The sequence below is a fragment of the Methanobrevibacter sp. genome (assembly GCF_017539065.1).
Classification (GTDB): Archaea; Methanobacteriota; Methanobacteria; order Methanobacteriales; family Methanobacteriaceae; genus Methanocatella.
On sequence record NZ_JAFYHP010000014.1, the window covers coordinates 44,514 to 68,345 of the forward strand.

General features: G+C 34.7%; 29 protein-coding genes. 4 read left to right on the top strand and 25 right to left on the bottom strand.

Going from position 1 to position 23,832, the window contains the following annotated elements:
* Nucleotides 1-4: 4 nt before the first annotated feature.
* Nucleotides 5-1,675 carry a glutamate--tRNA ligase gene (locus tag IKS50_RS03375; RefSeq protein WP_292845348.1) on the bottom strand — a complete coding sequence of 557 codons (1,671 nt, stop codon included), beginning with the start codon at nucleotides 1,673-1,675 and terminating at the stop codon, nucleotides 5-7.
* A 97-nt stretch (nucleotides 1,676-1,772) separates the two neighbouring features.
* Between IKS50_RS03375 and IKS50_RS03380 the strand changes: the two genes are divergently transcribed.
* Nucleotides 1,773-2,783: an aldo/keto reductase gene (locus IKS50_RS03380; RefSeq protein WP_292845351.1), complete on the top strand. Its 1,011-nt coding sequence runs from the start codon at nucleotides 1,773-1,775 to the stop codon at nucleotides 2,781-2,783.
* Nucleotides 2,780-3,589 carry a class I SAM-dependent methyltransferase gene (locus IKS50_RS03385; RefSeq protein ID WP_292845354.1) on the top strand — a complete coding sequence of 270 codons (810 nt, stop codon included), beginning with the start codon at nucleotides 2,780-2,782 and terminating at the stop codon, nucleotides 3,587-3,589. Before IKS50_RS03380 ends, IKS50_RS03385 begins: the two co-directional genes overlap by 4 nt.
* Before the next feature lie 15 nt (nucleotides 3,590-3,604).
* Here the strand turns inward: IKS50_RS03385 and IKS50_RS03390 are convergent, their stop codons facing one another.
* Both IKS50_RS03390 and hcp read right to left on the bottom strand, forming a co-directional pair.
* Nucleotides 3,605-3,934, bottom strand: a complete 330-nt coding sequence (locus IKS50_RS03390) for a cupin domain-containing protein (RefSeq protein WP_292845357.1) — start codon at nucleotides 3,932-3,934, stop codon at nucleotides 3,605-3,607.
* 3 nt (nucleotides 3,935-3,937) lie between these two features.
* On the bottom strand, nucleotides 3,938-5,248 hold the full coding sequence (hcp, locus tag IKS50_RS03395; protein WP_394357517.1) for a hydroxylamine reductase: 1,311 nt from the start codon (nucleotides 5,246-5,248) through the stop codon (nucleotides 3,938-3,940).
* A gap of 116 nt (nucleotides 5,249-5,364) precedes the next feature.
* Here hcp and IKS50_RS03400 point away from each other — a divergent pair, with 116 nt between their 5' ends.
* The gene (locus IKS50_RS03400) at nucleotides 5,365-6,141 is read left to right on the top strand and encodes a TrmB family transcriptional regulator (protein ID WP_292845363.1); all 777 of its coding nucleotides are present in this window, start codon (nucleotides 5,365-5,367) and stop codon (nucleotides 6,139-6,141) included.
* On the opposite strand, the gene IKS50_RS03405 is transcribed toward IKS50_RS03400, so the two are convergent.
* Nucleotides 6,138-6,929 (bottom strand): ADP-ribosylglycohydrolase family protein, encoded by a 792-nt coding sequence (locus tag IKS50_RS03405; RefSeq protein ID WP_292845366.1) that lies wholly within the window; start codon nucleotides 6,927-6,929, stop codon nucleotides 6,138-6,140. The genes IKS50_RS03400 and IKS50_RS03405 overlap by 4 nt on opposite strands.
* A gap of 218 nt (nucleotides 6,930-7,147) precedes the next feature.
* On the opposite strand from IKS50_RS03405, the gene IKS50_RS03410 reads away from it, so the two are divergent.
* Nucleotides 7,148-7,969, top strand: a complete 822-nt coding sequence (locus tag IKS50_RS03410; RefSeq protein ID WP_292845369.1) for a nicotianamine synthase family protein — start codon at nucleotides 7,148-7,150, stop codon at nucleotides 7,967-7,969.
* Nucleotides 7,970-8,013: 44 nt separating this feature from the next.
* Here IKS50_RS03410 and IKS50_RS03415 read toward each other — a convergent pair whose 3' ends face one another.
* The 21 genes from IKS50_RS03415 to IKS50_RS03515 all read right to left on the bottom strand — a co-directional run bounded on the left by IKS50_RS03415 (nucleotide 8,014) and on the right by IKS50_RS03515 (nucleotide 23,832).
* Nucleotides 8,014-8,844 (bottom strand): F420-dependent methylenetetrahydromethanopterin dehydrogenase, encoded by an 831-nt coding sequence (locus IKS50_RS03415; protein ID WP_292845372.1) that lies wholly within the window; start codon nucleotides 8,842-8,844, stop codon nucleotides 8,014-8,016.
* A 383-nt stretch (nucleotides 8,845-9,227) separates the two neighbouring features.
* On the bottom strand, nucleotides 9,228-9,632 hold the full coding sequence (locus tag IKS50_RS03420; protein ID WP_292845375.1) for a hydrogenase iron-sulfur subunit: 405 nt from the start codon (nucleotides 9,630-9,632) through the stop codon (nucleotides 9,228-9,230).
* 9 nt (nucleotides 9,633-9,641) lie between these two features.
* Nucleotides 9,642-10,784: a Coenzyme F420 hydrogenase/dehydrogenase, beta subunit C-terminal domain gene (locus tag IKS50_RS03425; protein WP_292845450.1), complete on the bottom strand. Its 1,143-nt coding sequence runs from the start codon at nucleotides 10,782-10,784 to the stop codon at nucleotides 9,642-9,644.
* Between the two features lie 8 nt (nucleotides 10,785-10,792).
* Nucleotides 10,793-11,821, bottom strand: a complete 1,029-nt coding sequence (locus IKS50_RS03430; protein WP_292845378.1) for a hypothetical protein — start codon at nucleotides 11,819-11,821, stop codon at nucleotides 10,793-10,795.
* 14 nt (nucleotides 11,822-11,835) lie between these two features.
* Nucleotides 11,836-12,201 (bottom strand): hypothetical protein, encoded by a 366-nt coding sequence (locus IKS50_RS03435; protein WP_292845381.1) that lies wholly within the window; start codon nucleotides 12,199-12,201, stop codon nucleotides 11,836-11,838.
* Between the two features lie 499 nt (nucleotides 12,202-12,700).
* Nucleotides 12,701-13,681 carry a short chain isoprenyl diphosphate synthase IdsA gene (gene idsA, locus IKS50_RS03440; RefSeq protein WP_292845384.1) on the bottom strand — a complete coding sequence of 327 codons (981 nt, stop codon included), beginning with the start codon at nucleotides 13,679-13,681 and terminating at the stop codon, nucleotides 12,701-12,703.
* Nucleotides 13,682-13,693: 12 nt separating this feature from the next.
* Nucleotides 13,694-15,037 carry an RNase J family beta-CASP ribonuclease gene (locus IKS50_RS03445; RefSeq protein WP_292845387.1) on the bottom strand — a complete coding sequence of 448 codons (1,344 nt, stop codon included), beginning with the start codon at nucleotides 15,035-15,037 and terminating at the stop codon, nucleotides 13,694-13,696.
* A 3-nt stretch (nucleotides 15,038-15,040) separates the two neighbouring features.
* Nucleotides 15,041-16,087 (bottom strand): type 2 isopentenyl-diphosphate Delta-isomerase, encoded by a 1,047-nt coding sequence (gene fni, locus IKS50_RS03450; protein ID WP_292845390.1) that lies wholly within the window; start codon nucleotides 16,085-16,087, stop codon nucleotides 15,041-15,043.
* Nucleotides 16,088-16,089: 2 nt separating this feature from the next.
* A complete protein-coding gene (locus IKS50_RS03455; RefSeq protein WP_292845393.1) occupies nucleotides 16,090-16,890 on the bottom strand; it encodes an isopentenyl phosphate kinase in 801 nt (266 codons plus the stop codon).
* The gene (gene mvk / locus IKS50_RS03460; protein ID WP_292845396.1) at nucleotides 16,891-17,856 is read right to left on the bottom strand and encodes a mevalonate kinase; all 966 of its coding nucleotides are present in this window, start codon (nucleotides 17,854-17,856) and stop codon (nucleotides 16,891-16,893) included.
* A 9-nt stretch (nucleotides 17,857-17,865) separates the two neighbouring features.
* Nucleotides 17,866-18,714 carry an MEMO1 family protein gene (locus IKS50_RS03465; RefSeq protein ID WP_292845399.1) on the bottom strand — a complete coding sequence of 283 codons (849 nt, stop codon included), beginning with the start codon at nucleotides 18,712-18,714 and terminating at the stop codon, nucleotides 17,866-17,868.
* 9 nt (nucleotides 18,715-18,723) lie between these two features.
* Nucleotides 18,724-19,326: a 30S ribosomal protein S2 gene (rpsB, locus tag IKS50_RS03470; RefSeq protein WP_292792411.1), complete on the bottom strand. Its 603-nt coding sequence runs from the start codon at nucleotides 19,324-19,326 to the stop codon at nucleotides 18,724-18,726.
* A 15-nt stretch (nucleotides 19,327-19,341) separates the two neighbouring features.
* Nucleotides 19,342-19,536, bottom strand: a complete 195-nt coding sequence (locus IKS50_RS03475) for a 4Fe-4S binding protein (RefSeq protein WP_292805624.1) — start codon at nucleotides 19,534-19,536, stop codon at nucleotides 19,342-19,344.
* 20 nt (nucleotides 19,537-19,556) lie between these two features.
* Nucleotides 19,557-20,801 (bottom strand): phosphopyruvate hydratase, encoded by a 1,245-nt coding sequence (gene eno, locus IKS50_RS03480; RefSeq protein ID WP_292845403.1) that lies wholly within the window; start codon nucleotides 20,799-20,801, stop codon nucleotides 19,557-19,559.
* 131 nt (nucleotides 20,802-20,932) lie between these two features.
* On the bottom strand, nucleotides 20,933-21,130 hold the full coding sequence (locus IKS50_RS03485; protein WP_292845406.1) for a DNA-directed RNA polymerase subunit K: 198 nt from the start codon (nucleotides 21,128-21,130) through the stop codon (nucleotides 20,933-20,935).
* Nucleotides 21,131-21,184: 54 nt separating this feature from the next.
* Entirely contained in the window at nucleotides 21,185-21,355 is a 171-nt protein-coding gene (locus IKS50_RS03490; protein WP_292845410.1) for a DNA-directed RNA polymerase subunit N, read from the bottom strand.
* Nucleotides 21,356-21,399: 44 nt separating this feature from the next.
* Nucleotides 21,400-21,801, bottom strand: coding sequence for a 30S ribosomal protein S9 (locus IKS50_RS03495; protein WP_292845413.1), 402 nt, complete (start codon nucleotides 21,799-21,801; stop codon nucleotides 21,400-21,402).
* 16 nt (nucleotides 21,802-21,817) lie between these two features.
* The gene (locus IKS50_RS03500; protein ID WP_292845453.1) at nucleotides 21,818-22,240 is read right to left on the bottom strand and encodes a 50S ribosomal protein L13; all 423 of its coding nucleotides are present in this window, start codon (nucleotides 22,238-22,240) and stop codon (nucleotides 21,818-21,820) included.
* A 15-nt stretch (nucleotides 22,241-22,255) separates the two neighbouring features.
* A complete protein-coding gene (locus tag IKS50_RS03505) occupies nucleotides 22,256-22,621 on the bottom strand; it encodes a 50S ribosomal protein L18e (RefSeq protein ID WP_292845417.1) in 366 nt (121 codons plus the stop codon).
* Nucleotides 22,621-23,424: a DNA-directed RNA polymerase subunit D gene (locus IKS50_RS03510; protein WP_292845421.1), complete on the bottom strand. Its 804-nt coding sequence runs from the start codon at nucleotides 23,422-23,424 to the stop codon at nucleotides 22,621-22,623. The genes IKS50_RS03505 and IKS50_RS03510 overlap by 1 nt, the downstream gene beginning before the upstream one ends.
* A gap of 15 nt (nucleotides 23,425-23,439) precedes the next feature.
* Complete coding sequence (locus IKS50_RS03515) at nucleotides 23,440-23,832, bottom strand: 30S ribosomal protein S11 (protein ID WP_069574667.1); 393 nt, start codon at nucleotides 23,830-23,832, stop codon at nucleotides 23,440-23,442.

The window sequence follows — 23,832 nt, forward strand, 5'->3', positions numbered from 1 at the left end:
ACACCTATTTATGTGCAAAGTAGAAAATTAACTCTTCATCGGTTATTTCATCAAGACGTGCAAATCCAACTCTTTCAAATTGAACAATGTCTCCAACTTCCAAGTCTTTGAGTGCACCTTCGCCAAGACCTGTTTTAGTTGATGCATCATCCATCACTATTTTAACATTTACATTATCTTCAACCGGAACCCATTGGATTATTCTGGCTTTAACGCTTCTTGCATCCTCAAATGAAGTGGAATGATAAATTATTTCCTCACCTTTGATGTTGACGTTAACAGCATCCATCAACCTGAATATTCCATCATTGATATCGGCTTGGGCAAGATAAGCGCTTCCATCAAACGGCAAGTGACGATTTCCCCTGTCCATGTGGTCTGCATGCAAAGGTCTTTCAATATCGACTTTGCCGTCTTCATAACCTTCAACAGTGATTAATTGAGGGTTTTCACAGAAGAAATATCTGTTTGCAATCGGTTCCAGGAAATTGCGGTTTTGACCATATATTTTCTTCCAGCTGATTGCAGAATCGGCCATTTTAACGCCTATTTCAATTATTAAATCATAGATTGTTTTAGCTTGAATACCTCTTCTTGCAATTGCTCTTAAAGTACCAAGTCTAGGGTCATCCCATCCACTATAAGTACCGTTTTCAATACCTTCTTTAGCTTTTGAAGTACTGAGTGCAATGTCTTCCATTTTTAACCTACCATAATGGATGTATTCAGGCACATCCCATCCCATATGGTCGTATAAGTATTTTTGCTTTTCAGTATTTGCCAAATGGTCTTTTCCTCTTAAAACATGAGTCAATCCCATTAAATGGTCGTCTACTGATACTGAAAAGTTCATCATTGGATAAATCCTATATTTTGTACCTAATCTTGGATGTTCTTCATCGGCCAATCTCATTGCAACCCAATCACGAATTGCAGGATTTTTGTGATTGATATCAGTTTTGACTCTGAGCACTGCTTCACCGACGTCCATTGTATCGAATTTTTCCCACAATTCCAAATTCTCTTCAACAGAGTTATCTCTACATGGGCAAGGTTTGCAGTTGTCTTTCAGCTCTTTAAATGCTGCTCCATCACAGGTACACATATAAGCTGCCCCTTTTTCAATTAATTGGCGAGCAATATCATAATAAATTTCAAATCTATCAGATTGATAGATTATTTCATCTGCTTTAACTCCTAACCATTCCAAATCCTCAGGAATCATTTCATAAGCAGGTTCGAATACTCTTTTTGGATCAGTATCTTCAATTCTTAAAATTAATTTACCGTTATGTCTTTTTACATACTCCGCATTCGGTACAGCTGCACGGGAGTGTCCAATATGTAGCGGTCCGCTTGGATTTGGAGCAAATCTCAATACAATGTTTTCATGAGTGCCGGGAAGTTCTTGTAAGCCCACTTCTTTTGCTTTAGATTTTTTCTCTTGGACTTCCACACCTAATTTCTCCATTTCAGTTTTCTGTTCTTCTGGAGATAATGCATTAACTTGTGCTACAATTTTACCAGACATTGGACCTATTTCTTTTGCCCTGCTTCTAAGTTCAGGTTCATTTGACATGATTGAACCCATTACAGCACCCGGATTAGCAGATCCTTTATGTTTTGCTGCATTGAGTAAAGCATGTTTATAGATAATCTTTTCTAAATCATTCATTTAATCATCACAATAATCAATTCATTTATAAAAATAAGTAATATTATTTATTTAATTGAAGATATATAAAGATTAAGAATTATATGGGTATGATAAAATGAGGCTTGGAAAAACAAACCTGGAAGTTAATAAAAATGGTTTTGGAGCACTGCCAATACAGAGAAGGAACATGGCGGATTCCATTGAAATATTGAAAACCGCATATGAAAACGGAATTGATTTTTATGATACTGCCCACTTTTATACAGATAGTGAGGAAAAAATAGGTAACGCCTTTGAAGATGTGCCTAGGGAAAGTATTTATCTTGCAAGTAAAACCGGCGCAGAAACTACAGAAGATTTTTGGAGTGATTTAGAGACATCCCTTAAAAGTTTAAAAACAGATTATCTGGATTTGTATCAATTCCATAATATCTCATTTGTTCCTAAAGCCGATGATGAATTATTTAAGGCAATGCTGGAAGCTAAAAACAAAGGAATGGTAAGGCATATTGGAATTACTACCCATAAAATCACTCATGCCCATGAAGCATTAGATAGCGGCCTTTATGAAACATTGCAATATCCATTTTCTTATTTAAGTGGCCAAGAAGAGCTTGAATTAGTTGAAAAATGTAGGCAATTAGATGTTGGTTTTATTGCAATGAAAGCGATGGGAGGAGGCTTGCTAAAAAATTCCAAAGCAAGTTTTGCATACATCAACCAATTTGATAATGTTTTGCCTATTTGGGGAATTCAGAAACTCGAAGAGTTAAATGAATTCTTATCATATGATGAGAATACTATTTTAGATGATGAGCTTAAAAATGCCATTGAAAATGATAAAAATGAACTTGGAGAAAACTTCTGCAGAGGATGTGCTTACTGCATGCCTTGCCCTGAAGAAATTAACATCAGTTTGTGCGCAAGAATGTCCCTATGGATTAGGCGTTTTCCAACCGAACCGAATATGGACGAAAGAACTCAAGGGATAATGAAAAAAACCCTAGATTGTGTCGAATGCTATGAATGCGTTGACAAATGCCCATATGAACTTAACATTCCTGAATTATTAAAAGAAAATTATGAAGATTACATGAATGTTCTGGAAGGGAGGACCATCATATGAAACAATGTATAGAAAACCCGAATGATGTTGATTGGGCAAGTTTTTGGGCCGAAAGACTCGCCGGGAAAGTTAACAAGAATTGGGATGATGCCGCTCCAGGATTTTACAAAAGAACAAAAAATGAAGATTATCAGACTGCACTATTTGATAAATTAATCCTTGATGAAACCGATACTGTTCTAGATGTTGGATGCGGCGAGGGATCCGTTACAATACCAATAGCTAAAAGAGTTAAAAAGGTAATTGGTATCGATTCATCACCTAAAATGCTTGAATACTTAGAAAAAAGAGCAGAAGACAATAAAATTTCAAATATTGAAACAATTTTAAAACCGATTGAAGAAATCGCTTATGATGACATTGGGGACGTTGATGTTGTCGTTTGTTCAAGGTCTTTAAATGGAATCATTCCGATTGAAGAAGTGTTGAGCGAATTAAATAAAATTGCCAACAAGTATGTTTTCATAACCATTTTTGGGCCTGAAAACAAAAAATTGGAAAAAGACTTTGATAAAAGGCTCGGCATACAAACAGAAGATTTCCCAGATTACGATTATTTCTTTAATATACTGTTCAATATGGGAATCTATGCAAATATTGAACGTTTTGACCTTAAAAACTACAAAATATATGACAGCATTGAAAATGCTATGAATAATGGCAAGTTTAGGCTTGATTTATACTCAGATAGTCAAAAAGAGGAACTCGTTAAATATTTAGATGAAGTTCTCGTGAAAGATGAAAACGGAAAATTATTCAATGAAAAAGATAAAGCCGATTGGATAATGGTTTGGTGGAAAAAATAGAAAAATAAAATGAAATTAATCACTTCTAATCATGGTTAAAATCATTTTATAATGACTGTTTTCAGCTTGAAGTGCATGTGGCTCATTTGCAGGCATTATGATAATTTCACCTGCCCTAACAGTGTGCTTTTCACCGGAAATAGTGATTTCTGCTTCACCATCGATTACTTGAACCATTGCATCAAATGGAGCGGAGTGTTCAGACAATCCCTGACCTTGATCAAAGGCAAAGAATGTGACTGTTCCTAACTCTTTTTTGATTACTTCGCGGCTGACAACAGTGCCTGATTGGTAGTCTACTAATTTTTGGATATCAAGAGCTTTTGCCATAATATCCCCTCTCATGAGTTATTCCCCCATAATTGTTTTTATATCTGCTATTGCATCTCCAGTTGTTGGAGTCAAGTTATAGTTTTCAACCAAGACATTTAAGATGTCTTCATTTGCCCATGCAGGAAGCACAGGTCCAATCCACATGTCTGTTTTTCCAAGGTATAACAATGCCCAGAGAACTGCTGCAGCTTTTTGTTCCATCCAACTGAGAACAATTGTTAACGGCAATTCATTTAATTCCATGTCAAATAATTCGCATAATGCAACAGCTACATCAACTGCAACAATTGTATCGTTACATTGACCTACATCGAGCAATCTTGGAATTCCTTCAATATCTCCCAAGTCCAGATCATTGAATTTGTATTTGCCGCATGCCAATGTTAAAATTACTGTGTCTTCAGGCAAGTTGGCTACGAATTCCCTATAGTAATCATTGTGTTTTGCTGCCTTGTCACATCCCCCTACAACAAAGAATCTTCTTATTTTACCTTCTTCAACTAATTTCTTAATTGCATCTGCATGTTCTACAATAGCTCCTGCACTCCAACCAGTTGTGATGGTGGTTAGTTCTTCTGCTTCAAGGCCTCCTAAAGATTTTGCACATTCAATAACTTCTGAAAAGTCATAATCTTCAACAGTTTTTACTCCTTCAAGTTTTGCTACATCCATTGTGAACATTCTTTCCTTGTATGAGTCTAATGCAGGCAGTACACAGTTGCTGGTTCCAACAATTGCTGCATTGTATTTTTTAAATATTGTTCTTTGATCGTGCCATGCTCCGCCGAGTTGGCCTGCCAAGTTTTCATATTTGTTTAAACCAGGATATCCGTGAGCAGGCAACATTTCTGAATGTGTGTAAACTTTAATGTCAGTCCCTTCAACTTGTTTTAACAATTCTTCTAAAGCTTTTAAGTCATGGCCGGTTACGATAATTGCAGGCCCTTCCTGTGCACCTACACTAACTTCAACAGGCTGTGGTTCACCATATGCTTCGATGTGTGCATCTTTGAGCAATCTCATTACATCAACACTTACCTTACCTGCTTCCAAAGCTAAATCAACCAAGTCGCCTGCATCAAAGTTGACATTGGTTAATGTGGTGTATAGTCCTTTAGTCAAGAATGCATCTATTTCAGGATTGAATTTTCCTAAAACATTTGCATTGTAGTTGTATGCACTAATACCTTTCATGGTAAAAATCAAGTTATCTTGTAATCTTGCTACGGTTGGTTTTTTGCCGCAAACTCCGCTTACGGTACATCCAGTACCTTTAGCGGTTTGGGAACATTGATAACAAAACATATCTAAGCTTTCGTTTGACATAATCATATCTCCTAAATAATTGTTAATCCTAGTTTGAAATAAATCATATATAAAGATATTGTCACTATTCAAGGGTGAAAAGTAACATTTATATGCTCCCAAAACATAGTATCATCATGGATGAAAATATAACTGTACTTAAAGGAATGGGACTGACAATGTATGAAGCTGAGGCTTACGTTACACTTACTTCTCTAATTTCATCAAATGCAACAGAAATTTCTGAAAAGTCCGGAATTCCCAGAAGCAAAATTTATGATGTGTTGAAAGGTTTGTATAAAAAGAACTTTATTGACGTTGAGGACGGAAGGCCACTGACATATAACGTCAAATCTCCAGTTGAAGTTTTGAATCGTGAAAAGGAACGGATTAACGGAGAAATAGATGATGCAATATCCCGTTTGACAAACATATATGAAAACGGAATGAGTCAAGTTCAAGCACCTATCTGGAGAATATACGGCGTTGAAAAAATCATCAATCAGGAAGTGGAAATCATCAATAGGGCAAAATCTTCAATAAACATGAGGATAGGCTTCCTATTTGAAGGCGAAGGCAAGGCATTGGTTAATGCATTCAAGAGGAGGCGTGGCTTAAGAGTTAATATTTTGGCTTCACCAACATGTTACATCAACAATGAGGAAGTAGACATTATTAAAATGTTTGAAGATGCGAACATTAACATTCAAAAAGCAGATATTCCCTTTGTAAAGGTCCTGATTTCCGATTCAAAAGAGATGATGCACACATACACCAAATTCAGTGAAGATAAGCGTAATGTCATTCCAGAAACCGCCATCGGAATATGGAACAAATACGAAGACGTGGCTAAAAACTATGATGAAAGGTTCATGAACCAATTGAAAAAGTTAGAAAAGAAAAACAAGCCTTAAAATTCGTTCATAAATTTCTCTTCAAAATCGATGAAAACATTCAAAAGCCAATAATCCAAACGATGAATGGATTTATATGAAATATTTTTAGGAACATCCCAATAAGCTGAAGCAATACTTCCTGCAATGGCAGCTTGCGTATCGGCATCACCACCAAGTGAAACGGCATTTCTAACAGCATCCTCAAAGTCATTGGCATCTAAAAAACAGATTATAGACTCCGGAACACTGCCTTTGCAAGAAACATCAAAAGAATAGGTCGGCCTTATCTCGTCAACGCTGCGGCTTAAATCATAACCGTACCTAAGTTCAATGTGGTCTCTAATCTCATCCTTATTGGCTCCTATTCTGGCCAGATATATGGCATCTGCAGTAGATAAAGCGCCCTTAATTCCTTCGGGATGGTCATGGGAAACAATTGCTGACATTCTGGCAAGTCTTTGAACCTCTTCTAATGAATCTCCAACCCATGCAACGGGAGAGACCCTCATGGCTGATCCGTTTGCCCAACTGTCATAAGGTTTAGGTGAATCCTGCCTTAACCAAGAAGTGAAGCTTGCACCATAGGCTACAGGATATGCATTTCCCAAATCCTGCAGATTGTTAATTAAAACACGAGTTGAATCCTTATCTTCACATAACCACTTTGCAATAGCCAATGTTAACACTGTATCGTCAGTAAATTCAGATCTTTTTGAAAACAAGGAAAAATCTTTAGTTTTAATTGGATTAAACTCATAAGGAGAACCTATGATATCCCCTGCAATCGCGCCAATAATTCCTTTCATGATAACCTATTGAGTTTTTCCATTAATATAATTAGTTATTTCTAACCGGGTAAAAATTATCTATGTTTCCAAATAGATAATTTAAAAAAAGATTTTTGAATTATATTTTTTTAAAAAAGGAATTTTTAATACTCTAAGAGAGATTATTATTAATTTTAATTTTAGAAAAACTAAAAGCTTATTTACTATTAAGTTTATATCATTTCATAGTGATTAAAATGAGTTGCTGGAAATATTGGCCAAAAATAGAAGAAATTGCTAATAAGTTAGAAAATTATGGTGTCGACTCTTTAGATGACATATCTTCCTTAAATGATGTTGATTTAGATGAAGTTACCGCATTATTGGATGAAATTGAAGTTATTGCACATGACGAAACAATAGACTTTGATTCAGCAAAACACATCCTAGATGATGAAAAGATGAATAAGGCTCTAAAACTAATCAGAAAATTCTATTTGTATATCGGTGCCAGACTGGAAACAAACAATGCACTGGAAATAATTGAGTCAGATGACCCTCATGCAACACTAGACAAGTTTCATTTCTATGAAAGATATCAGGGTTTGCTCACCAATGAATCCAAATTGGCACATTGGCATGAAGACAAAACCTTTGTCTTTGTTGGAAGCGGTCCTTTGCCATTGACTTTGATATTGTTCAGACAGAAATTCGGCTGCAAATGTATCGGTATCGAAATCCAGGAAGATGTTGCGGAATTGTCCAGGAAAGTCATAAAAAAATTGGGCCTTGATGACGGCATAGAAATAATAGTCGGAGACGAAACAACCCTCAAAGACATTGATTATGACATACTAATGGTGGCAGCATTTGCCGAACCTAAAGAAAGAGTATTTTCGAATGTTTGGGAAATCGTTGATGAAAAAACACCTGTTCTTGTTAGAACATACAGTGGTATGAGAGCCATCCTTTATGCTCCATTAACCGATACCATCCTCAGAGGATTCCATAAAGAGGTAATGTTGCTTCCAATAGGAAACTCTAACAATACAAGTGTATTGCTAAGAAAAGTGGTTTAAAAACTTCTTTTCTTTTAAACTTTTTTTAAAAAAAAATAGTAAACCTATTGAGGTTTACTGATAAGATCTGTTTTACAACCTGGATTTCCTTCTTTCATGTGAGGGGTTCTTAAAACAGTATCATTAGCTTTTTCGATTTCTCTTGCTTCCTGTGCTAATTTAGCAGCACATGCAGCAATTTCGTGAGCAGCAGCTACTAATGGGATGAAGTTTTCGAAACCTTTTGTCATGAAACAACCTTTCATATCTAAGTTAGCAACGGATCCTGCCATTTCATAAGCAGCGATAGCTTTTGCTTTTGCGTATGGGTTAGCAAATCCACCAGCTTCTGCAGCTTTTTCAGCAGTGACTATGAGTTTTGGTAATTCGATTGCTTCTCCAGCGTCAGCTTGAGCAATTACAGCATCAATGGTTTTTTGAACTAATCTTAATGCACCAGTTTCTGCAAGTACTTTTAAGATGTCTGAGTTGAAAATAGCCATTTCAGTTGGGTCTAACCATTCTCTTTTTGCACCAATCATAGGATCAGACATCACGATAATGTAACCGAGACCTTGTTCGTCCATTTCATCTTTCTTACCTTTACCAGGTGCGTCACCAATGATAATAGCAGGGATATCTTTAGCAGATAACATTTCTCTTGCTTTAGCTGGTCCAGGAGCTCCTGGGTTTGGGCTAATGAAAATTGCGAAATCAGGTTCGAAAGCGTCAATTTTAGGAACAACGTCTTCTACTTGTTCTGGGTTCATTTTTGCACCAGATCCAAATGTTCTTACATCGATATTTGGTCTGTCTGCTCTTTCGTCTAACAATAGGTCAATAACTGGTGAAGTACCAATATTACCACTTTTAATAATAGCAATTTTAACTACCATAATTATCACATCAAATTTTTCTAAAATTTTTTAAAAAAAAATAGCTATTAAAGACTAGAGGAGAGATTGCTTTAATAGCTATTGTAGACAGTGAAAGAAACCTATATGAGTATACAAATTTCTTTTTTTATTAATTATCATTACATTGATGGAGAAAATAAAAGCAATATTGACTGGTTATGCCAGCAGCCAGCATCACTTTTGGCTAATGATGAAATATATCAACATAAGATAATCAACATGAAAAACAGCCAAAATATTCTCTATTTTAACTATTTTTCTAACATTAGTGATGTCTCACTAATCTTAGAAAGACAGCTAAAGAGTTAAAGTAAATAGCTAATTAATAGCTATTTACAGTGTGACTGGCTATTTTTTAAACTCTATTTTAATTCCAATGGACCCAATTTTGTGAGAGTTTTATGGAATTCCTCCATTGTTGTTTGGAATTTTTCTCCTTCTGATGCGGAGATCCATTCATGGCGGAACCTTTCCTTTTCAATCCCAAATTCCTCAAGAATGTCTTCTACAATTTTGGAACGTCTGGACCATTTGTAGTTACCTGCATCATAATGACAGTCCCCAATATGGCAACCTCCTACAAATACTCCATCAGCACCTTCATCAAAGGCTTTGAAAATCATTGAAGGATTAATTCTTCCGGAACACATTACACGAATGATTCTAACATTTGGAGGATATTGCATACGTGCAGTTCCTGCAGTATCTGCACCTCCGTAACAACACCAATTACATAATAAACCAACAATTTTTAAATCATCAGACATTAAACCACCTCATAACTCCACTTTATCTGGACTGTATAACGGAGGTTTGCTATCAGTTGAAACTCCGGCTACATAACCAGTTCTATTACAATATTTTTTCTGCAATTTGTCAAAAATCAATGAAACAGGAATATCCATCGGACATACGTCATCACATTGGCCACAGTCACAACAACTGAAACTCATATGGGACAATCTAACCCCCTGAAAAGCAATAGGGCTTGGAGGTATATCTTTCTCATCAAAGTAAGATTTGTTAAGCTCACAATTTTCATAACACCAACAGATTGGGCAAATATCCCGGCAAGCATAACAACTTATGCATCTGCTCCAGTCATCGATTCCATTAACTGAAGGATAAGTTGCATCTTGATTTTTCTTAGCCATTTTTATCATGATGTTTTCAACTTTGGATCTTCCTTCAACTGCAGCATCACTCGGTGATTTAGTTTCTAGAATTCCAGCTTTTTTAGCACCGTCAATTAATTCCTGGCCTTTTTCATCATTAATTTCAATGAATGTCCATCCGTCTTCTGCTCCCCAGTTCCCACATGCAAGGTTTGCTTTTCTAGGGATTTTAACATCACATCTTTGACAGTTATTACGACGACCATAACCTTTTTCTTCCAAATCATGGATTTTGACAGCTTCTTCACTTCCATCAGCAAGTTCAATTATGAATTGTCCTTTATCAATTTCTTCTGAAATAACATCATCAGGATTAGCTTCATAGAACAAATCAATCATTTTTCTACCAGACACTGGAGAAACGGTACCTCCACAATTTAAACCAATTGTATAAAGATTATCCGGATTGATTTTGTGTCTTTTAATAAGCTCATCAATTGATCTTATATCACATGGCTTTACAGAAACTGCAATTTTTTTATCTATAAGGTATTTTTGAATTAGGTCCCCAACCATTGTTGGAGCACAGTGATAAGAACCTGCAGTTCCGATTAAATCTTCAGAATTAGTAATAAGTGTTGGCACACCATCATAAACATCATCACAAGGGCGTAAAGCCAAAACACCATCAACAAGGCCTTCGTCTAATAAATATTTGAAAATACTAGTGACTGCTCCTCCACATTCACCAGCTTTATGAATCTCTTCATCTTTAGATTTAGCTAAAACATAACTCATAAAAATCCCCCAAATCAACCTTTAATTTTTTCAATAACTTCCTCAACACTTAACACATCAGATTCCATAACCGGAACAAATGTTTGAGTTTCGCCCATCGCATTTACGACAGAACCTTCATACTCTAACCAAGATTTGATCGGAATAACAATATCTGAAATTTCAGTGGTGTTATTTTTAAATGCAGAAAAACTAATTACCTTAGATATGGATTTGAAATCAAAATCAAAATCGTCCACTACATCATCATTAAAGATTAACAAAACTTTGGTATCATTCAATGCTTCAATGATTTCCTCTTTTGAATTGGAATCGGCAATACTTAAGATACCTTTTGTATTAGTTTTACTATATACCGGCAATATTTTAAATCCTAACTCTTCAATCTTATCCAAATCATCTTCACAATCAACAGTGTTAAATACCACTACAGATGAATCATCTAAATTATCTTTATAAGTATCTAGGAATTCCTGAACAGAACCGGAAGTTGTTTCATCAGAAATGTTTGCAGTTACGGATTTTTCAGCTTTAATATTAGAAAATATTTTTGCTCCATTCTGTTTTGCATGAACAATTCTTCTTCCAATTAAAGGATTCTCATACAAAACGTCACCAATAACTAAAACACAAGATGCATCTTCAACATCATCATAGGAAGCAACATCTTCAAAGTTCCTTAAATCATCAGCATAGAATACTAAATCAAGATTTTTCTCCTCACTAAAAGATTTAATTGCTTCAGCATCAGCTAAACTGTTGTTTCCAGATAAGAATACTGTAACCTTATCATTAGCATTAATTTCTTTGGAAACTTCCGCAAATGCCTTATCCAAATCAACATTTGCCTGAGAGATACTAGCTTCATTTATTTTATTTACAAAATTTCCAATAGAATTTCTTCCATTTGCACAATTTTTTCCTGCATTTACCGGATGTCTTTTGTATGGAAAAGTACCAACAACCGCATTATTCTCCAAAATCACATTAATACCACAACCAACACTACATGAAGGGCATAACGTGTGTTTAATTTCTAACATAATACATCACCAAATTAGTTAAAAAGAGTACTTGAAATATGTTCACTGCCAAAATCTGATAAATTATCCGGATTTGATAAAATATGAGTTGATTCTCTAGTTAATGAGATCATATCCATCAAAATAGAACATGATTTATGGAAAATTAATTTGGAAACATCTTCTTGAATGAATTTTTCCAAAGCATATAATTCCACAACCCCCTCTATTTTAAAATCTACACAAAATTGATGTAAAGACTTTAAAATCATGTTAAATCTTACTTGATTTTTATCAGTATCCCAATATTCAACTGACCAATCAATATCTAAATTTAAATTTGAATTTTTTGGATTAACATCCGGCCTTATCATCGCAATTTTTTGCACGTATATTTTCATCCTACTCCCCAACAATTATTACATTTTTATTAAAATTATCCAATTAAGAATTTAATTAAATAATCTACAATATAGTAATGAGTAATAACTATATAAATCTTTTTAAAGTATTACATTGAATTTTTGAGCTTTAAAAATAAAATAAATGATTCTAAGGGATTTAATTTTTTTATAAATATCATAAACGAGTAATTGAAAAGAATTCTAAATCGTGCATTCCTTAATTAAAATTAGTAATAATTCTTAAAAAAAATAGCAAATTAGAAATCGGCAACTAAATTTCAAATAAGACTATTTAAAGAAATTAAATTGAAAAAACAACAGAAATAGAAATTTTTATAAAAAATAAACAATGCCATGATGAAATATAGTTAAAAAAGTATTGAGTATAATAATTAAATTAAGTAATACTTTTTCTAAATTTATTACTACTTTAAAACATACAAATTTATAAAAAAGTATTATAAAAATATCTAAGATTAAAAATAGAAAGACAAATCTATGAATGTCTTTCCAATACAAAATCTGCAATGTCAACAAGTATTTGTTTAGATGAAGAGTCCTCTAATATTTCGAGCACTTCTTTTGCTTTTTCCACATATTCTTGTGCCAAATTATGAGCATATTCAATAGCACCACAATTTGTTAAAATTTCAATTGCTTCATCTACCTCATCTTGAGAATTATTTTCAGCTTTTAAGATTTCAAGTAATCTATCATCATCAACACTAGCCAAACCTTTAATTGCGATGACGGTCATTTTACCTTTTCCAATGTCAGAACCGATTGGTTTACCTAATGTTTCCTCATCAGATGCTAAGTCAAGATAATCATCTTGGATTTGGAAGGCAAGTCCGATTAAACGTCCGTATTCATACATTGCACCAATCACTTCATCACTAGCTCCGCCCATGATGGCTCCAGCTTTTGTAGCAGCTGCAATCAATGCGCCAGTTTTTTTGAAAATCATTTCCATGTATTCATCTTCTGTAACATCAAATCTTTCTTCAAAGCCCATGTCTAATGCCTGACCTTCACAGATTTTAACACAAGCATCAGCAACGGTGGCTAAAGATTTGTTATTTTGCTCAGAACTTGTTCCCTCAGAACCTATGATAATTTCAAATGCTTTTGAAAACAATGTATCTCCAGCGAGAATTGCAACATCATCTCCCCAAACTTTATGAACTGATGGCATTCCTCTTCTCATATCATCCTGATCCATGATATCATCATGAATTAATGAAAATGTGTGGATCAACTCAATAGCCGCACCTGCTTTAAGAGCAGTTTCACGTTTTCCGCCAACAGCTTCGGCTGTAATTAATGTTAAAGCTGGCCTTAACATCTTTCCACCAGCACGAGTTAAATATATTGATGCCTCAGATAAATTATCTGGAGTAATAGTGGCTAATTCTTCTTCGATTGTTTTTGTAATGTCCTGTGAATAATTTCCGAGAACTTCTTTAATATCACTCATAAATTTTCCTCCTTAACTTCTAAAAACTTGTGCTTGAGCATTTCTTAAAATATGGATATCATATCCGATTCTGTAACCTTCTTCTTCGGCAAGCTCAGCATAAGCCGAAAGCATTGATAAGTCTCCGTGTGCCGGTATAATATGCTGTGGTTTCAACATACGTAAGAATTCCCTGTGGTCTTCTCTTCCAGCGTGTCCGGAAACGTGAGCATTAGGATAAATTCTTGCACCTTTCACTTTCAATCTCCTTTCCATAATGTGCCTGTTAGCAGCATTGGTCGGGTTTGGAATAATAGGTGCTGAAATAATAATATTGTCTCCTTTTTTAATGTTAAATGGAGTTCTGCCACTAGCAATTCTTGGAAGCAGAGCATCTGGTTCCCCTTGGTGCCCTGTTGTTACAAGCAAGTAATTCGCACGGTCTTCATCTGCTTTCATTAAAGCTCTGTTAACAGCTTTTGGAGATCCATAAATACTGGCGTTTTCAGGTAATTTCAAAATTCCTAATTTCTGTGCAATACCGCAGAATCTCTCCATTGACCTGCCCAAGAAAAATATTTCCCTATGGCTTTTCTTAGCGATGTCCGCAATGGCCTGTACACGTTCTATGTGAGATGAAAATGTGGTGACTATCATACCAGTTTTTTCATACAATGGCTCTCTCATCACATCTTCCAAAATATTTCTTGCAATTCTTTCTGAATGAGTCTTTACTTCTGAATAATTTATTGCATTAGTGGTTTCTACAATTAATGCAAGTACTCCTTTTTTACCTAATTCTTTTAATCTTTTGTAATCAGGTGGAGGAGATACCTTTTGATGGTTATCAAATTTAAAATCAAGTGCATATACAATAATTCCTTCTGGAGTATGTAAAACTGGAAATACTGCCTGTGGAATACTGTGTGTAGATTGTACAAATTCCAAAGTAATGTCTTTTGAAAGCTTTACTTTACTTCCAGGGTTTAAGACTTTAATCGGATTTTCTACTTTAAATTTGCGTTCCCCTTTAATTTGTTTTTCAATTAAAGCAGCGGTATATGGTGTTCCGATTAATGGTGCATCATATCTGTGTGCTAGTTTAGCGACCGCACCAATGTGGTCCAAGTGACCGTGAGAGAATACTATTCCTTTTACCTTACCGTCAACATCCTTCATCAAGGTGTCATCTGGAATAACTCCTCTTTCAATTAAATCTAAACTATGCATTCTATCGATATCAGTGTCCTCGTGCATACTAATCCTATCTAGATGAATTCCCATATCAAAAATAACAACATCATCATCTATACGGACAGCAGTCATGTTTTTCCCGACTTCCTGATATCCCCCTATAGCGATTACTTCAACGCTCATGTTTCATCTCCTTGAATAAGTCTTTGTGTTAATACCTCTCTCATTTAGCCATTCCCTTGTTTTTCCGCGAATAACTAAATTAGATTGTTTCAATTCTTCAATATTGTTTGCTCCAACTAAAAACATAGCAATTCTTAGTGAATCATTAAATCTATTAATAAATGTGTTTAAAGCTTCCTGAGAAGCGGAATTTTTTAGAAATGGCAAAGCCATACCGACTGCATCTGCCCCAAGGGCAATAGCTTTAGCGGCTTCAAGACCTGTGCGTATACCTCCGGATGAAATAACTGGAACATTGACTGCATTTGTAACTTCAACAGTAGAAATTGCAGTTGGAATTCCCCAATCCCAAAAAATTTCTCCTAAATACCTATCTTCTGCCCGATATGTTTCAACAGCAGCCCAACTAGTTCCTCCAGCACCTTCAATATCAATAAAATCAACTCCTGCATCAACCAGTATTTTAGCTGACTCTGCAGAAATTCCGCAGCCGGTTTCTTTTGCAAGAACGGGAATATCAACGGTATCTGTGATTTTAGCGATTAATTCTGTATATCCTCTAGCATCCAAATCACCTTCAGGCTGTATTGATTCTTGAAGAGGATTTAAGTGAATTGCCAATATATCAGCATCCAATATCTCAACTGCTTTTTGGGCCAAATTCAATTGTGGGGCTCCAATATTTCCAACAAGTAAGCAATCTGGCGCATTTTCACGAACAATAGTATAAGTATCTTCAAGTTCAGGATGTTCGCAAGCTGCTCTTTGAGATCCAACTCCTAAAGCGATTCCATTATTTTCCGCTGCAATTGCTAATTGTTTATTAACTTCCTTAGCAGCAGGATGGCCTCCTGTAATAGCTGTAATAAATAAAGGGGAGTCTAATTTTTTACCAAAAACTGAAGTTGATAAATCTATTTCATTTTTATCAATCTCAGGCAAAACATTATGGATTAACTCAATATCTTCGAATCCAGTAGTTTTATCCTTAAACTCCACATCATAATTTTCACAAATTAATAAATGCTCTAATTTTCTATCTGAAATCATGATTAATTTCCCCTTGAAATTATTGTTCCTTTTACATCTTCGTTTTCTAGTACTTTGAAAATATTATCTTTAACTTCAGCATTTATTATTTTAGATTCAATTCCTAAATCTGCTAAAAATAAAAGCTCTTTAATCTTTCCTACCATACCACCAGTTACATCAACATTAGTGGTTCCTTCTAAAGTATCTAAATCCTTAAGTGAAGTGAATTTATCAAAAAATTGTGCATCATCATGTGTTTTAGGATTCTTATCATAAACTCCGTCGACATCTGTTCCCAGAATTACTTGGTCGGGACTGAGATTTTTTGCTAAATATTGGATTAATTGATCTCCTGATATTACGCAAAATTCCAACTCACAGTCAAGAACAACATCCCCATAAATAACTGGAATAAATCCTTTAGACAGATAATCTTTAAATAAATCCAAGTTGCCTCCGGTTATTCTTTTATTAGTTGCTGTTATAAAACTAGAAGCCGGAACGGCAATAACTGGCAAACCCTCTTTAATAAAAGCTTCACAAACAAACATGTTTAATTTTTTAACTTCATTTTGAATTTCACAAAATCCCAATCTTTTTTGGGGATATTGCGATTCATCAAATTTCTCTCCAATTTTATGTTTTTTTGCTGGAGGGTGTCCGAATGAACCCGCACCATGAACAATGACTAATTGTTTAGGTGAGTTATCAATTGAAGCTTTAATTTCAGATGCAATCCTTTTAAGACTAGCAGCATCGACTTCACTTGTCTTAGAATCTTTATTAGTTAATATGCTGCCGCCAATTTTTAAGATAATCATTTAATCACTGTAAACCCTTGAAGAAACCCCTTTGCGAGTAAATTTAACTTTTAAAATATTATCATCACGATCAATGGCCCTTGCCACTTCCTCAACTTTACCCGGACAGAGAGCAATAATACTTCCTCCGCCACCAGCCCCCGTAGTTTTAGCACCTATAGCGCCGGCTTCTCTTGCATTATATACCATACGAGACAATTCTAGTGTGTTTACTCCTAAAACATCTAAAAACCCATGATTAATATTCATTAATTCACCAATTTTCGCGAAATCCCCTTTTAAAATAGCTTGTTTTGCATAATTAGTCAGATTACCCATTGCAGTAATTACTGGATTAATAATTTTTGGATTTCTATCTTTACGATGCCTTACATCTTTAACCATCTTACCAGTATTTCCATGCTTAGTAGTGTAACCAACAACAAAAGGAACATCAAACTTAACATTGAAATGCTCAACTTTTTTATTTCTTGACAAATAAACAAGTCCTCCATAAGTTGAGACCAAGGTATCTAGTGGACTTGCGACGCCCTGAACTGCTTGTTCAACCATATGGGCATCATGTGCAAGAGACTGTTTGTTAAAACGAATATTATGATATCTGTATAATGCAGCAAGTGTAGCTACTGTTACGGCTGCTGATGAACCGAGTCCTGAACCAATTGGAACATTGGAATTTAAAATAATTTCAATTGGAGTATGGTCATGAACTCTATAAAGAGACTCTAAAATATATCTAATAATACCTGGTTTTCCTTTAAGTAAAATATATTTTTTATATTGAGTAAGCAATTCCGCTTCAAAACCAATGTCCGGAGCTCTAAAAATAGTGGCATCAGTTTCTGATGGCTTAATGGTTACATAAGCTCTTTTATTTACTGCACCCGCTATAGCAGGTTCACTATAAACTACAGAATGTTCGCCAAATAATATAGTTTTTGCCGGAGCAGAGGCTTTAGCAATCATAAATACACCTTACTTAAAAATTCCTGAAGCATAACCTACAACTGATGTGAAATCTCCAGTGACATCACCACTAGTCCCATAAGCCAATATTTCACTAGTTTTCTTCCCACATCGTTTAGAAAGAGCCATGGTAGCCATTACCGGACCATAACCGCACATTGTAATATTATACTGAACAACTTCTTCAAAAAGTTTAAATTCATTCATTTCCCCAATATCTTCCAAAACAAAACCATCGACCTTATTTGCTTTTTCTTGATTATTGAAATGAGATAAATCAGTACTTGCAATCACACAATAAGATTTATTTAATTTATCTGCCGCATCAACGATTGAATTTGATAAATCGTTTGAAGTGACAAAGTTCTGTCTTCCCATTGTGATTGGAACAATTTTAAAATCATTGGAAAAATATTGTAGGAATGGTAGTTGAACTTCAATACTGTGCTCACGAATATGGGCTGTAAAATCTGCTGAAGCAATATCTGAAGATTCAATAATAGCTTCTGCAAATTCTTTGTCCACTTCAACATTTCCAAGTGGAGTAATCCATTCGCCTTCGTTGAATACGGATATTTCACTACCAAATCCAGTATGGTTGGGACTTATGATTATAAAAACTTCAGGAAAACCATTTTTAACGATTTCGCAATAACCATGTGAGGCTATTGCACCAGAATATTGATAACCCGCATGAGGAACCATGACATTTATAGGATAATCTTTATCATCAAATGAATTAAGCTTTGGCAAGTAACCAACGCCAGCATAATCTAAAAAACAACTTTCAATAAGTTTTTTTAGGATTTCAGGATTATCCGGATAAAATGCTCCGGCTACAGCAGGTTGTCTTAACATCTAACTCACTTAAAATTTAAGTTCGAATTCGGTTGCATCAATATCTAAATCGCCGTCTTCTGGAATGTCTCCTCTTTCTCTTAAGATTTGTCTTGCAAGTAACCAGTAAACTAAAGCAATAGCTTTTCTACCTTTGTTGTTTACAGGTACAGCAATATCAACAAAACTGAGTAAGTTTTCAGTATCACATAATGCAATAACTGGAATACCGTTTTGTTTGGATTCTAAAATTGCTTGTGCATCTGATCTTGGGTCAGTTACAACAATGATTTTTGGTTCAATAAATTTAGCATAATTTGGGTTAGTTAAAGTACCTGGGATGAATCTTCCAGGAATAGTTTTAGCACCGGTTAATTCACCGAATTTTTTAACAGGAGCTTGACCGTATTGACGGGTAGCTACTACTAAAATATCATCAGGGTCATATTTTGCTAATAATTTTGCAATTTGTCTAATTCTTTCATCAGTTTTTTGAATATCTAATACATATAAACCGTCAGATCTTACTCTGAATATGTATTTTTCCATGTCACTAGTTTTTTGCTGGGTACCAATGTGTAAACCAGCTGCTAAATAATTATCTAAGTCTATTAAAAGTTCTTCATTTACCATTTTTTCACCTACAATTTAAAAGTCATCTTCAATTTTAATACATTCATTTGGACAAACGTCCATACATACTTCACAATAACTACATTCTTCAGGGTCGACAATTTCAATTTTGTCTCCTTTAAGAACTAATACTTCCATTGGGCAGACATCAGCACATTCTGCGCAGTCAGCACCATCGCATTTGTCGTAATCAAGAATTACTTTTGACATCTTATCTTTCTCCAAAATTTTTAAAATTTCCCCATTTTTGAATTTGGAAGTTTCTCCTCTATACGAATGAGCTCATTTAATTTAGCTATTCTTTCTCCACCGATAGCACCGGTTTTAATCATTGGAGATGAAAAACCAATAGCTAAGTGTGCAATAGTATCATCAGTAGTTTCCCCAGAACGATGGGAAACAACAGGTACAATACCGTTTTCCTTTGCTAATTTAACAGTTGCAAAAGTTTCGGATAAACATCCAATTTGATTAGGTTTGATAATAATTGCGTTTGCTGCATTAGTTTCAATACCTTTAGCTAAAAGCTCTTTATTAGTTACAAATAAATCATCTCCACAAACGAGACATTTATTTCCAACTTTAGAAGTTAATTGAGCAAATCCTTCAAAGTCAGATTCGTCAAATGGGTCTTCTACATAAAACATTTTATAAGTATCAATAATATCTTTTACGAAATCAATTTGATCTCCAGTATCTCTTTTGATATTATCTTGAGCGTAAATATATTTTTGCTCATTTGCATCCCATAGCTCAGATGCTGCCATATCTAAAGCAGGTCTGATTTCAATACCTATCTCATCACCGACTTCTTCACAAGCTTGTGCTTGGATTTCTAAAGCATCAACATTAGTGATGTTAGGTACCCATCCACCTTCATCTCCTTTTCCTCCTGTAAAAGCAGAGTCTTTAGATTGGATTAATTCTTTTAATTTTTTGTGAATAGAAGCATTTGCAAATATTGCATCAACAATATTAGTGGCTCCAATAGGAACAACTAAGAATTCTTGAATATCCGGAGCATTAACACCTGCATGAGCACCACCATTCATCATATTACCTAACGGATATGGCAATTCATTTGCAAAATTACCTCCAATGTACTGATAAAGTGGCATATTATAAGATGATGCAGCCGCTTTAGCTACAGCCATTGAAATAGCAACGGTAGTGTTACCTCCAATTGCAGCTAAATTATCAGTGCCATCAATCTCTTTTAATACTTCGTCAATAGTAGCAACATCACATGCATCCATTCCAATAAGTTCGGAAGCGATTAAATCTTCCATCTCACTTACTACAATGTCTACTCCTCCTTCTGGGAGAGATACTACTTCCCTTGATCCAGTACTTGCTCCACTTGGTGCAGCAGCTCTACCAAATCCATTCCAAGTAATTACGTCTACCTCAATGGTTGGATTGCCTCTGCTGTCCAAAATCTTTCGAACCTGGACATCTTCTATTATACTATCCAAAAAAACACCTCAGTGTCATTTAATTTATTACCAACAAACCTATATCTTGAAAAAAATCAGTAAGTTTCTTTATAGAGTTATATTGGTATTTTTTATTTTTTTTAAATAAATTGAGAATAAATAGATTAAATCTATTCATCTCTAATAACATCTAATGGTAAAACTCCAGCTTTGAGTTCTTCGTAAGCTATATCAATTGGATCTAAGGAATCAGTAATGTCCACTAAAGGTTTTGCCCCCATAGATATTTGAATTGCTCTAGCTCCAAGAATCCTAGCTTTTTCAAACCTTGTTAATTTTTTTTCAACATCCATGAATATTACTTCCATTTAGGTATATTTTACCAAGATTATATTTTTATTAAAAAATATCCCTACAATCATTTATTCCCAAGTTTCCACATGAGAAATTAACATTCTTCTACAACAGTATCTAGTTAAACCTAAATCATCTAAAATATCTTTAGAATCTTCGCCTGCTTCGATTCTTTTATTGTATTCATCAAAGTAAGCTGATACAGGTTTTCCACAACTTAAGCATCTTATAGGAATCATTTATATCATCTTTTTAATTTAAATAAAATATAAAAGTACAGAATTTATCTGTAACTTTTTTGTTTACGTGCTCTTGCTCCAGGACCACCATATTTTTTAGGTTCTGAACGTCTTGGGTCACCTACTAACATGGTTCTGTCATATTGAATGAATCTTTCTTTTAAATCCATATCTTGAGACCATTGTACAAGTCCTTTAGCAATTACCATACGTGCAGCTTCAGCTTGACCCATTACTCCACCACCAATTACGTGAATATTAATATCCACTTCATTAGCTAAGTCTCCAGCTAATGTTAATGGTTCTTGTAATTTTAACTGAGCAAGCTCAGGAGAATAAAGTTCTAAAGGAACTTTGTTGATTCTAACTTTACCGGTTCCTTCGCGAACAGTACCTCTTGCGATAGCTGTTTTACGTTTTCCACTAGTATGAATAACTTTAACCATAATCACACCCATTTATCTAAAAGGTAGCTCCTAAAAGTTTGGAGATTTCTCCTAACTCTACACCTTTTTTAAGATCTTTGTATTCTGCTTCAGGAACTGCAGTGAGTTCAGCATCAGCATATTCAGCAGGCACGCCAACGAAAGCTTTTAAGCCTTTGTATGCTGTTTTACCTTTGGATTTTTTGAAAGGTAACATTCCTCTTACAGTTCTTCTGAATATATCATCCGGTCTTCTAGGATATTTTGGACCTAAGTCACGAGGGTTGGAAATACTTGCCCTGTCAACTCTTTGTTTGTATTTAGCATAAGCCCAATCCTTGTTACCAGTTAACATAATTTTTTCAGCGTTGAGAATTACTACTTCTTCGCCTTCTAAAAGATTTTTACTAGTTATACTAGCTAATCTTCCTAAAACGCATCCTTCTCCATCAATAATCATCATAACACACATCCCCTATTCCATAATCCTTATGTTTGATCCTTTAGGATTATTTTCCATAATTTCTTCAATTGAGATGCATTCTCCACCAGCACTTTCAATTTTTTCTTGTGCTTTAGCTGAGAATTTTAATGCTACAACATCTACTTTGTTTTCTAAATCACCATTTGATAAAACTTTACCAGGTACTAAAATAGTTTCACCAGCTTCAGCATATCTTGTAATATCAGATAAATTAACTTCAGCGGTTCTTCTATTAGACCTTTCGAGTCTTTGTGCAACATCTTTCCAAATAGCTGCATCTTCACTTCTTGATTGTTCATAAAGTTTATTAATAAGTTCAATAAGGTTAGGATTTGTTTTTACTACTTTCTTAACCATTATTTACTTCCTCCTTCTTCACTAAATCTGATAAACTTATCCGCTTTTTCACCTAATACGTCACATGCTTTTAATAAAACTTCTTTAGGAGGCATTGCTCCATCAGTTTCAATTCTAAATATAAAATCATTTGGACGATATCCGACATTAATGTAACCATTGTCAGAAGCTCTTACACAGCTCTTACACATGGCACAGTCTTCAATATCTAAGATTTTAATTTTTTTAGATCTTTTATCTGATTTTAAAATACCTCTAGGACATGCTTGAGCACAATCATAATCGATTTCAACATCCTCATTAAATGTAATCTCAGGATATTGTTTGTATGCACATACTGTAGTTGGTATCCATTTAGCATGTTCTTTTCCATAACCCACTTTAGCAACTGCTTCAATATTGAGTTCTTCACCTTCTTTGAGTTTTACTAAAGGTATTGTGTCGTATACTGGTTTAATTTTAGAGTCTGAAGATATTAAATCCTTAGAATAAACAACTTTAGGTCCAACTTCATTTAAATGGAACATGATTCCATTTGTGTACTCTTCCCAATCATCATCTTCAGGTAATGACAATCCTTCAAGAGCATCTAAATCAGAAACTAAAGGAGTTAAACCAAGTCTGTGAGCAAGTACCTCATTAAACATTGCAGAATCATTTCTAATAATATTTACATCTTCAATTGCAATTTTTGGAACATTAACCATTGCAACTCTTCTAATAGCATTTATAAAAGGCACTTCTGCATCGCGAACAATGAAAATTAATTCATTATCACTTTGACTTTTAAATTCTATCTCCATTTTAAACCCTTCCGCTTAAACTCTTCTTCCTCTTTTACCACCAGGTCTTCCAGTACCATCGTGAGGAATAGGAGTGATATCTTCTATTTTTCCTATTTTAATTCCAGCTCTTGCTAAAGCACGAATAGTTGCTTGTGCACCAGGTCCTGGACTTCTAGGTCCATTTCCACCAGGAGCTCTTACTTTAATATGTAATCCAACAAATCCTTTTTCTTTAGCATCATCAGCTATTCTAGTTGCTGCAGCCATTGCTGCGAATGGTGAAGCTTGTTGTCTGTCTGCACGAACAACTTTTCCACCAGACCATTGTGAAATAGTCTCAGCACCAGTAATATCTGTTACAGTAATAATAGTGTTATTAAATGATGAGTAAATATTAGCTATACCCCATTTTTCATCTTTTGCCAT

Coding starts and splice junctions, on each gene's coding strand:
- IKS50_RS03455 (WP_292845393.1), bottom strand. CDS start 16,890: ATGATTATCTTAAAAATTGGCGGCAGCATATTAACTAATAAAGATTCT.
- IKS50_RS03430 (WP_292845378.1), bottom strand. CDS start 11,821: ATGTTAGAAATTAAACACACGTTATGCCCTTCATGTAGTGTTGGTTGT.
- hcp (WP_394357517.1), bottom strand. CDS start 5,248: ATGTCAAACGAAAGCTTAGATATGTTTTGTTATCAATGTTCCCAAACC.
- idsA (WP_292845384.1), bottom strand. CDS start 13,681: ATGAGTGATATTAAAGAAGTTCTCGGAAATTATTCACAGGACATTACA.
- IKS50_RS03400 (WP_292845363.1), top strand. CDS start 5,365: ATGGATGAAAATATAACTGTACTTAAAGGAATGGGACTGACAATGTAT.
- IKS50_RS03505 (WP_292845417.1), bottom strand. CDS start 22,621: ATGGTTAAGAAAGTAGTAAAAACAAATCCTAACCTTATTGAACTTATT.
- IKS50_RS03515 (WP_069574667.1), bottom strand. CDS start 23,832: ATGGCAAAAGATGAAAAATGGGGTATAGCTAATATTTACTCATCATTT.
- IKS50_RS03490 (WP_292845410.1), bottom strand. CDS start 21,355: ATGATTCCTATAAGATGCTTAAGTTGTGGAAAACCTGTATCAGCTTAC.
- IKS50_RS03420 (WP_292845375.1), bottom strand. CDS start 9,632: ATGTCTGATGATTTAAAAATTGTTGGTTTATTATGTAATTGGTGTTGT.
- IKS50_RS03500 (WP_292845453.1), bottom strand. CDS start 22,240: ATGATTATTGATGGAGAAGGATGCGTTTTAGGAAGATTAGCTAGTATA.
- fni (WP_292845390.1), bottom strand. CDS start 16,087: ATGATTTCAGATAGAAAATTAGAGCATTTATTAATTTGTGAAAATTAT.
- IKS50_RS03495 (WP_292845413.1), bottom strand. CDS start 21,801: ATGGTTAAAGTTATTCATACTAGTGGAAAACGTAAAACAGCTATCGCA.
- IKS50_RS03375 (WP_292845348.1), bottom strand. CDS start 1,675: ATGAATGATTTAGAAAAGATTATCTATAAACATGCTTTACTCAATGCA.
- IKS50_RS03465 (WP_292845399.1), bottom strand. CDS start 18,714: ATGTTAAGACAACCTGCTGTAGCCGGAGCATTTTATCCGGATAATCCT.
- IKS50_RS03435 (WP_292845381.1), bottom strand. CDS start 12,201: ATGAAAATATACGTGCAAAAAATTGCGATGATAAGGCCGGATGTTAAT.
- IKS50_RS03380 (WP_292845351.1), top strand. CDS start 1,773: ATGAGGCTTGGAAAAACAAACCTGGAAGTTAATAAAAATGGTTTTGGA.
- IKS50_RS03510 (WP_292845421.1), bottom strand. CDS start 23,424: ATGGAGATAGAATTTAAAAGTCAAAGTGATAATGAATTAATTTTCATT.
- rpsB (WP_292792411.1), bottom strand. CDS start 19,326: ATGGTAAATGAAGAACTTTTAATAGACTTAGATAATTATTTAGCAGCT.
- IKS50_RS03475 (WP_292805624.1), bottom strand. CDS start 19,536: ATGTCAAAAGTAATTCTTGATTACGACAAATGCGATGGTGCTGACTGC.
- IKS50_RS03390 (WP_292845357.1), bottom strand. CDS start 3,934: ATGAGAGGGGATATTATGGCAAAAGCTCTTGATATCCAAAAATTAGTA.
- IKS50_RS03415 (WP_292845372.1), bottom strand. CDS start 8,844: ATGGTAGTTAAAATTGCTATTATTAAAAGTGGTAATATTGGTACTTCA.
- IKS50_RS03445 (WP_292845387.1), bottom strand. CDS start 15,037: ATGAGCGTTGAAGTAATCGCTATAGGGGGATATCAGGAAGTCGGGAAA.
- IKS50_RS03485 (WP_292845406.1), bottom strand. CDS start 21,130: ATGGAAGTAATATTCATGGATGTTGAAAAAAAATTAACAAGGTTTGAA.
- IKS50_RS03410 (WP_292845369.1), top strand. CDS start 7,148: ATGAGTTGCTGGAAATATTGGCCAAAAATAGAAGAAATTGCTAATAAG.
- IKS50_RS03405 (WP_292845366.1), bottom strand. CDS start 6,929: ATGAAAGGAATTATTGGCGCGATTGCAGGGGATATCATAGGTTCTCCT.
- IKS50_RS03385 (WP_292845354.1), top strand. CDS start 2,780: ATGAAACAATGTATAGAAAACCCGAATGATGTTGATTGGGCAAGTTTT.
- mvk (WP_292845396.1), bottom strand. CDS start 17,856: ATGATTGCTAAAGCCTCTGCTCCGGCAAAAACTATATTATTTGGCGAA.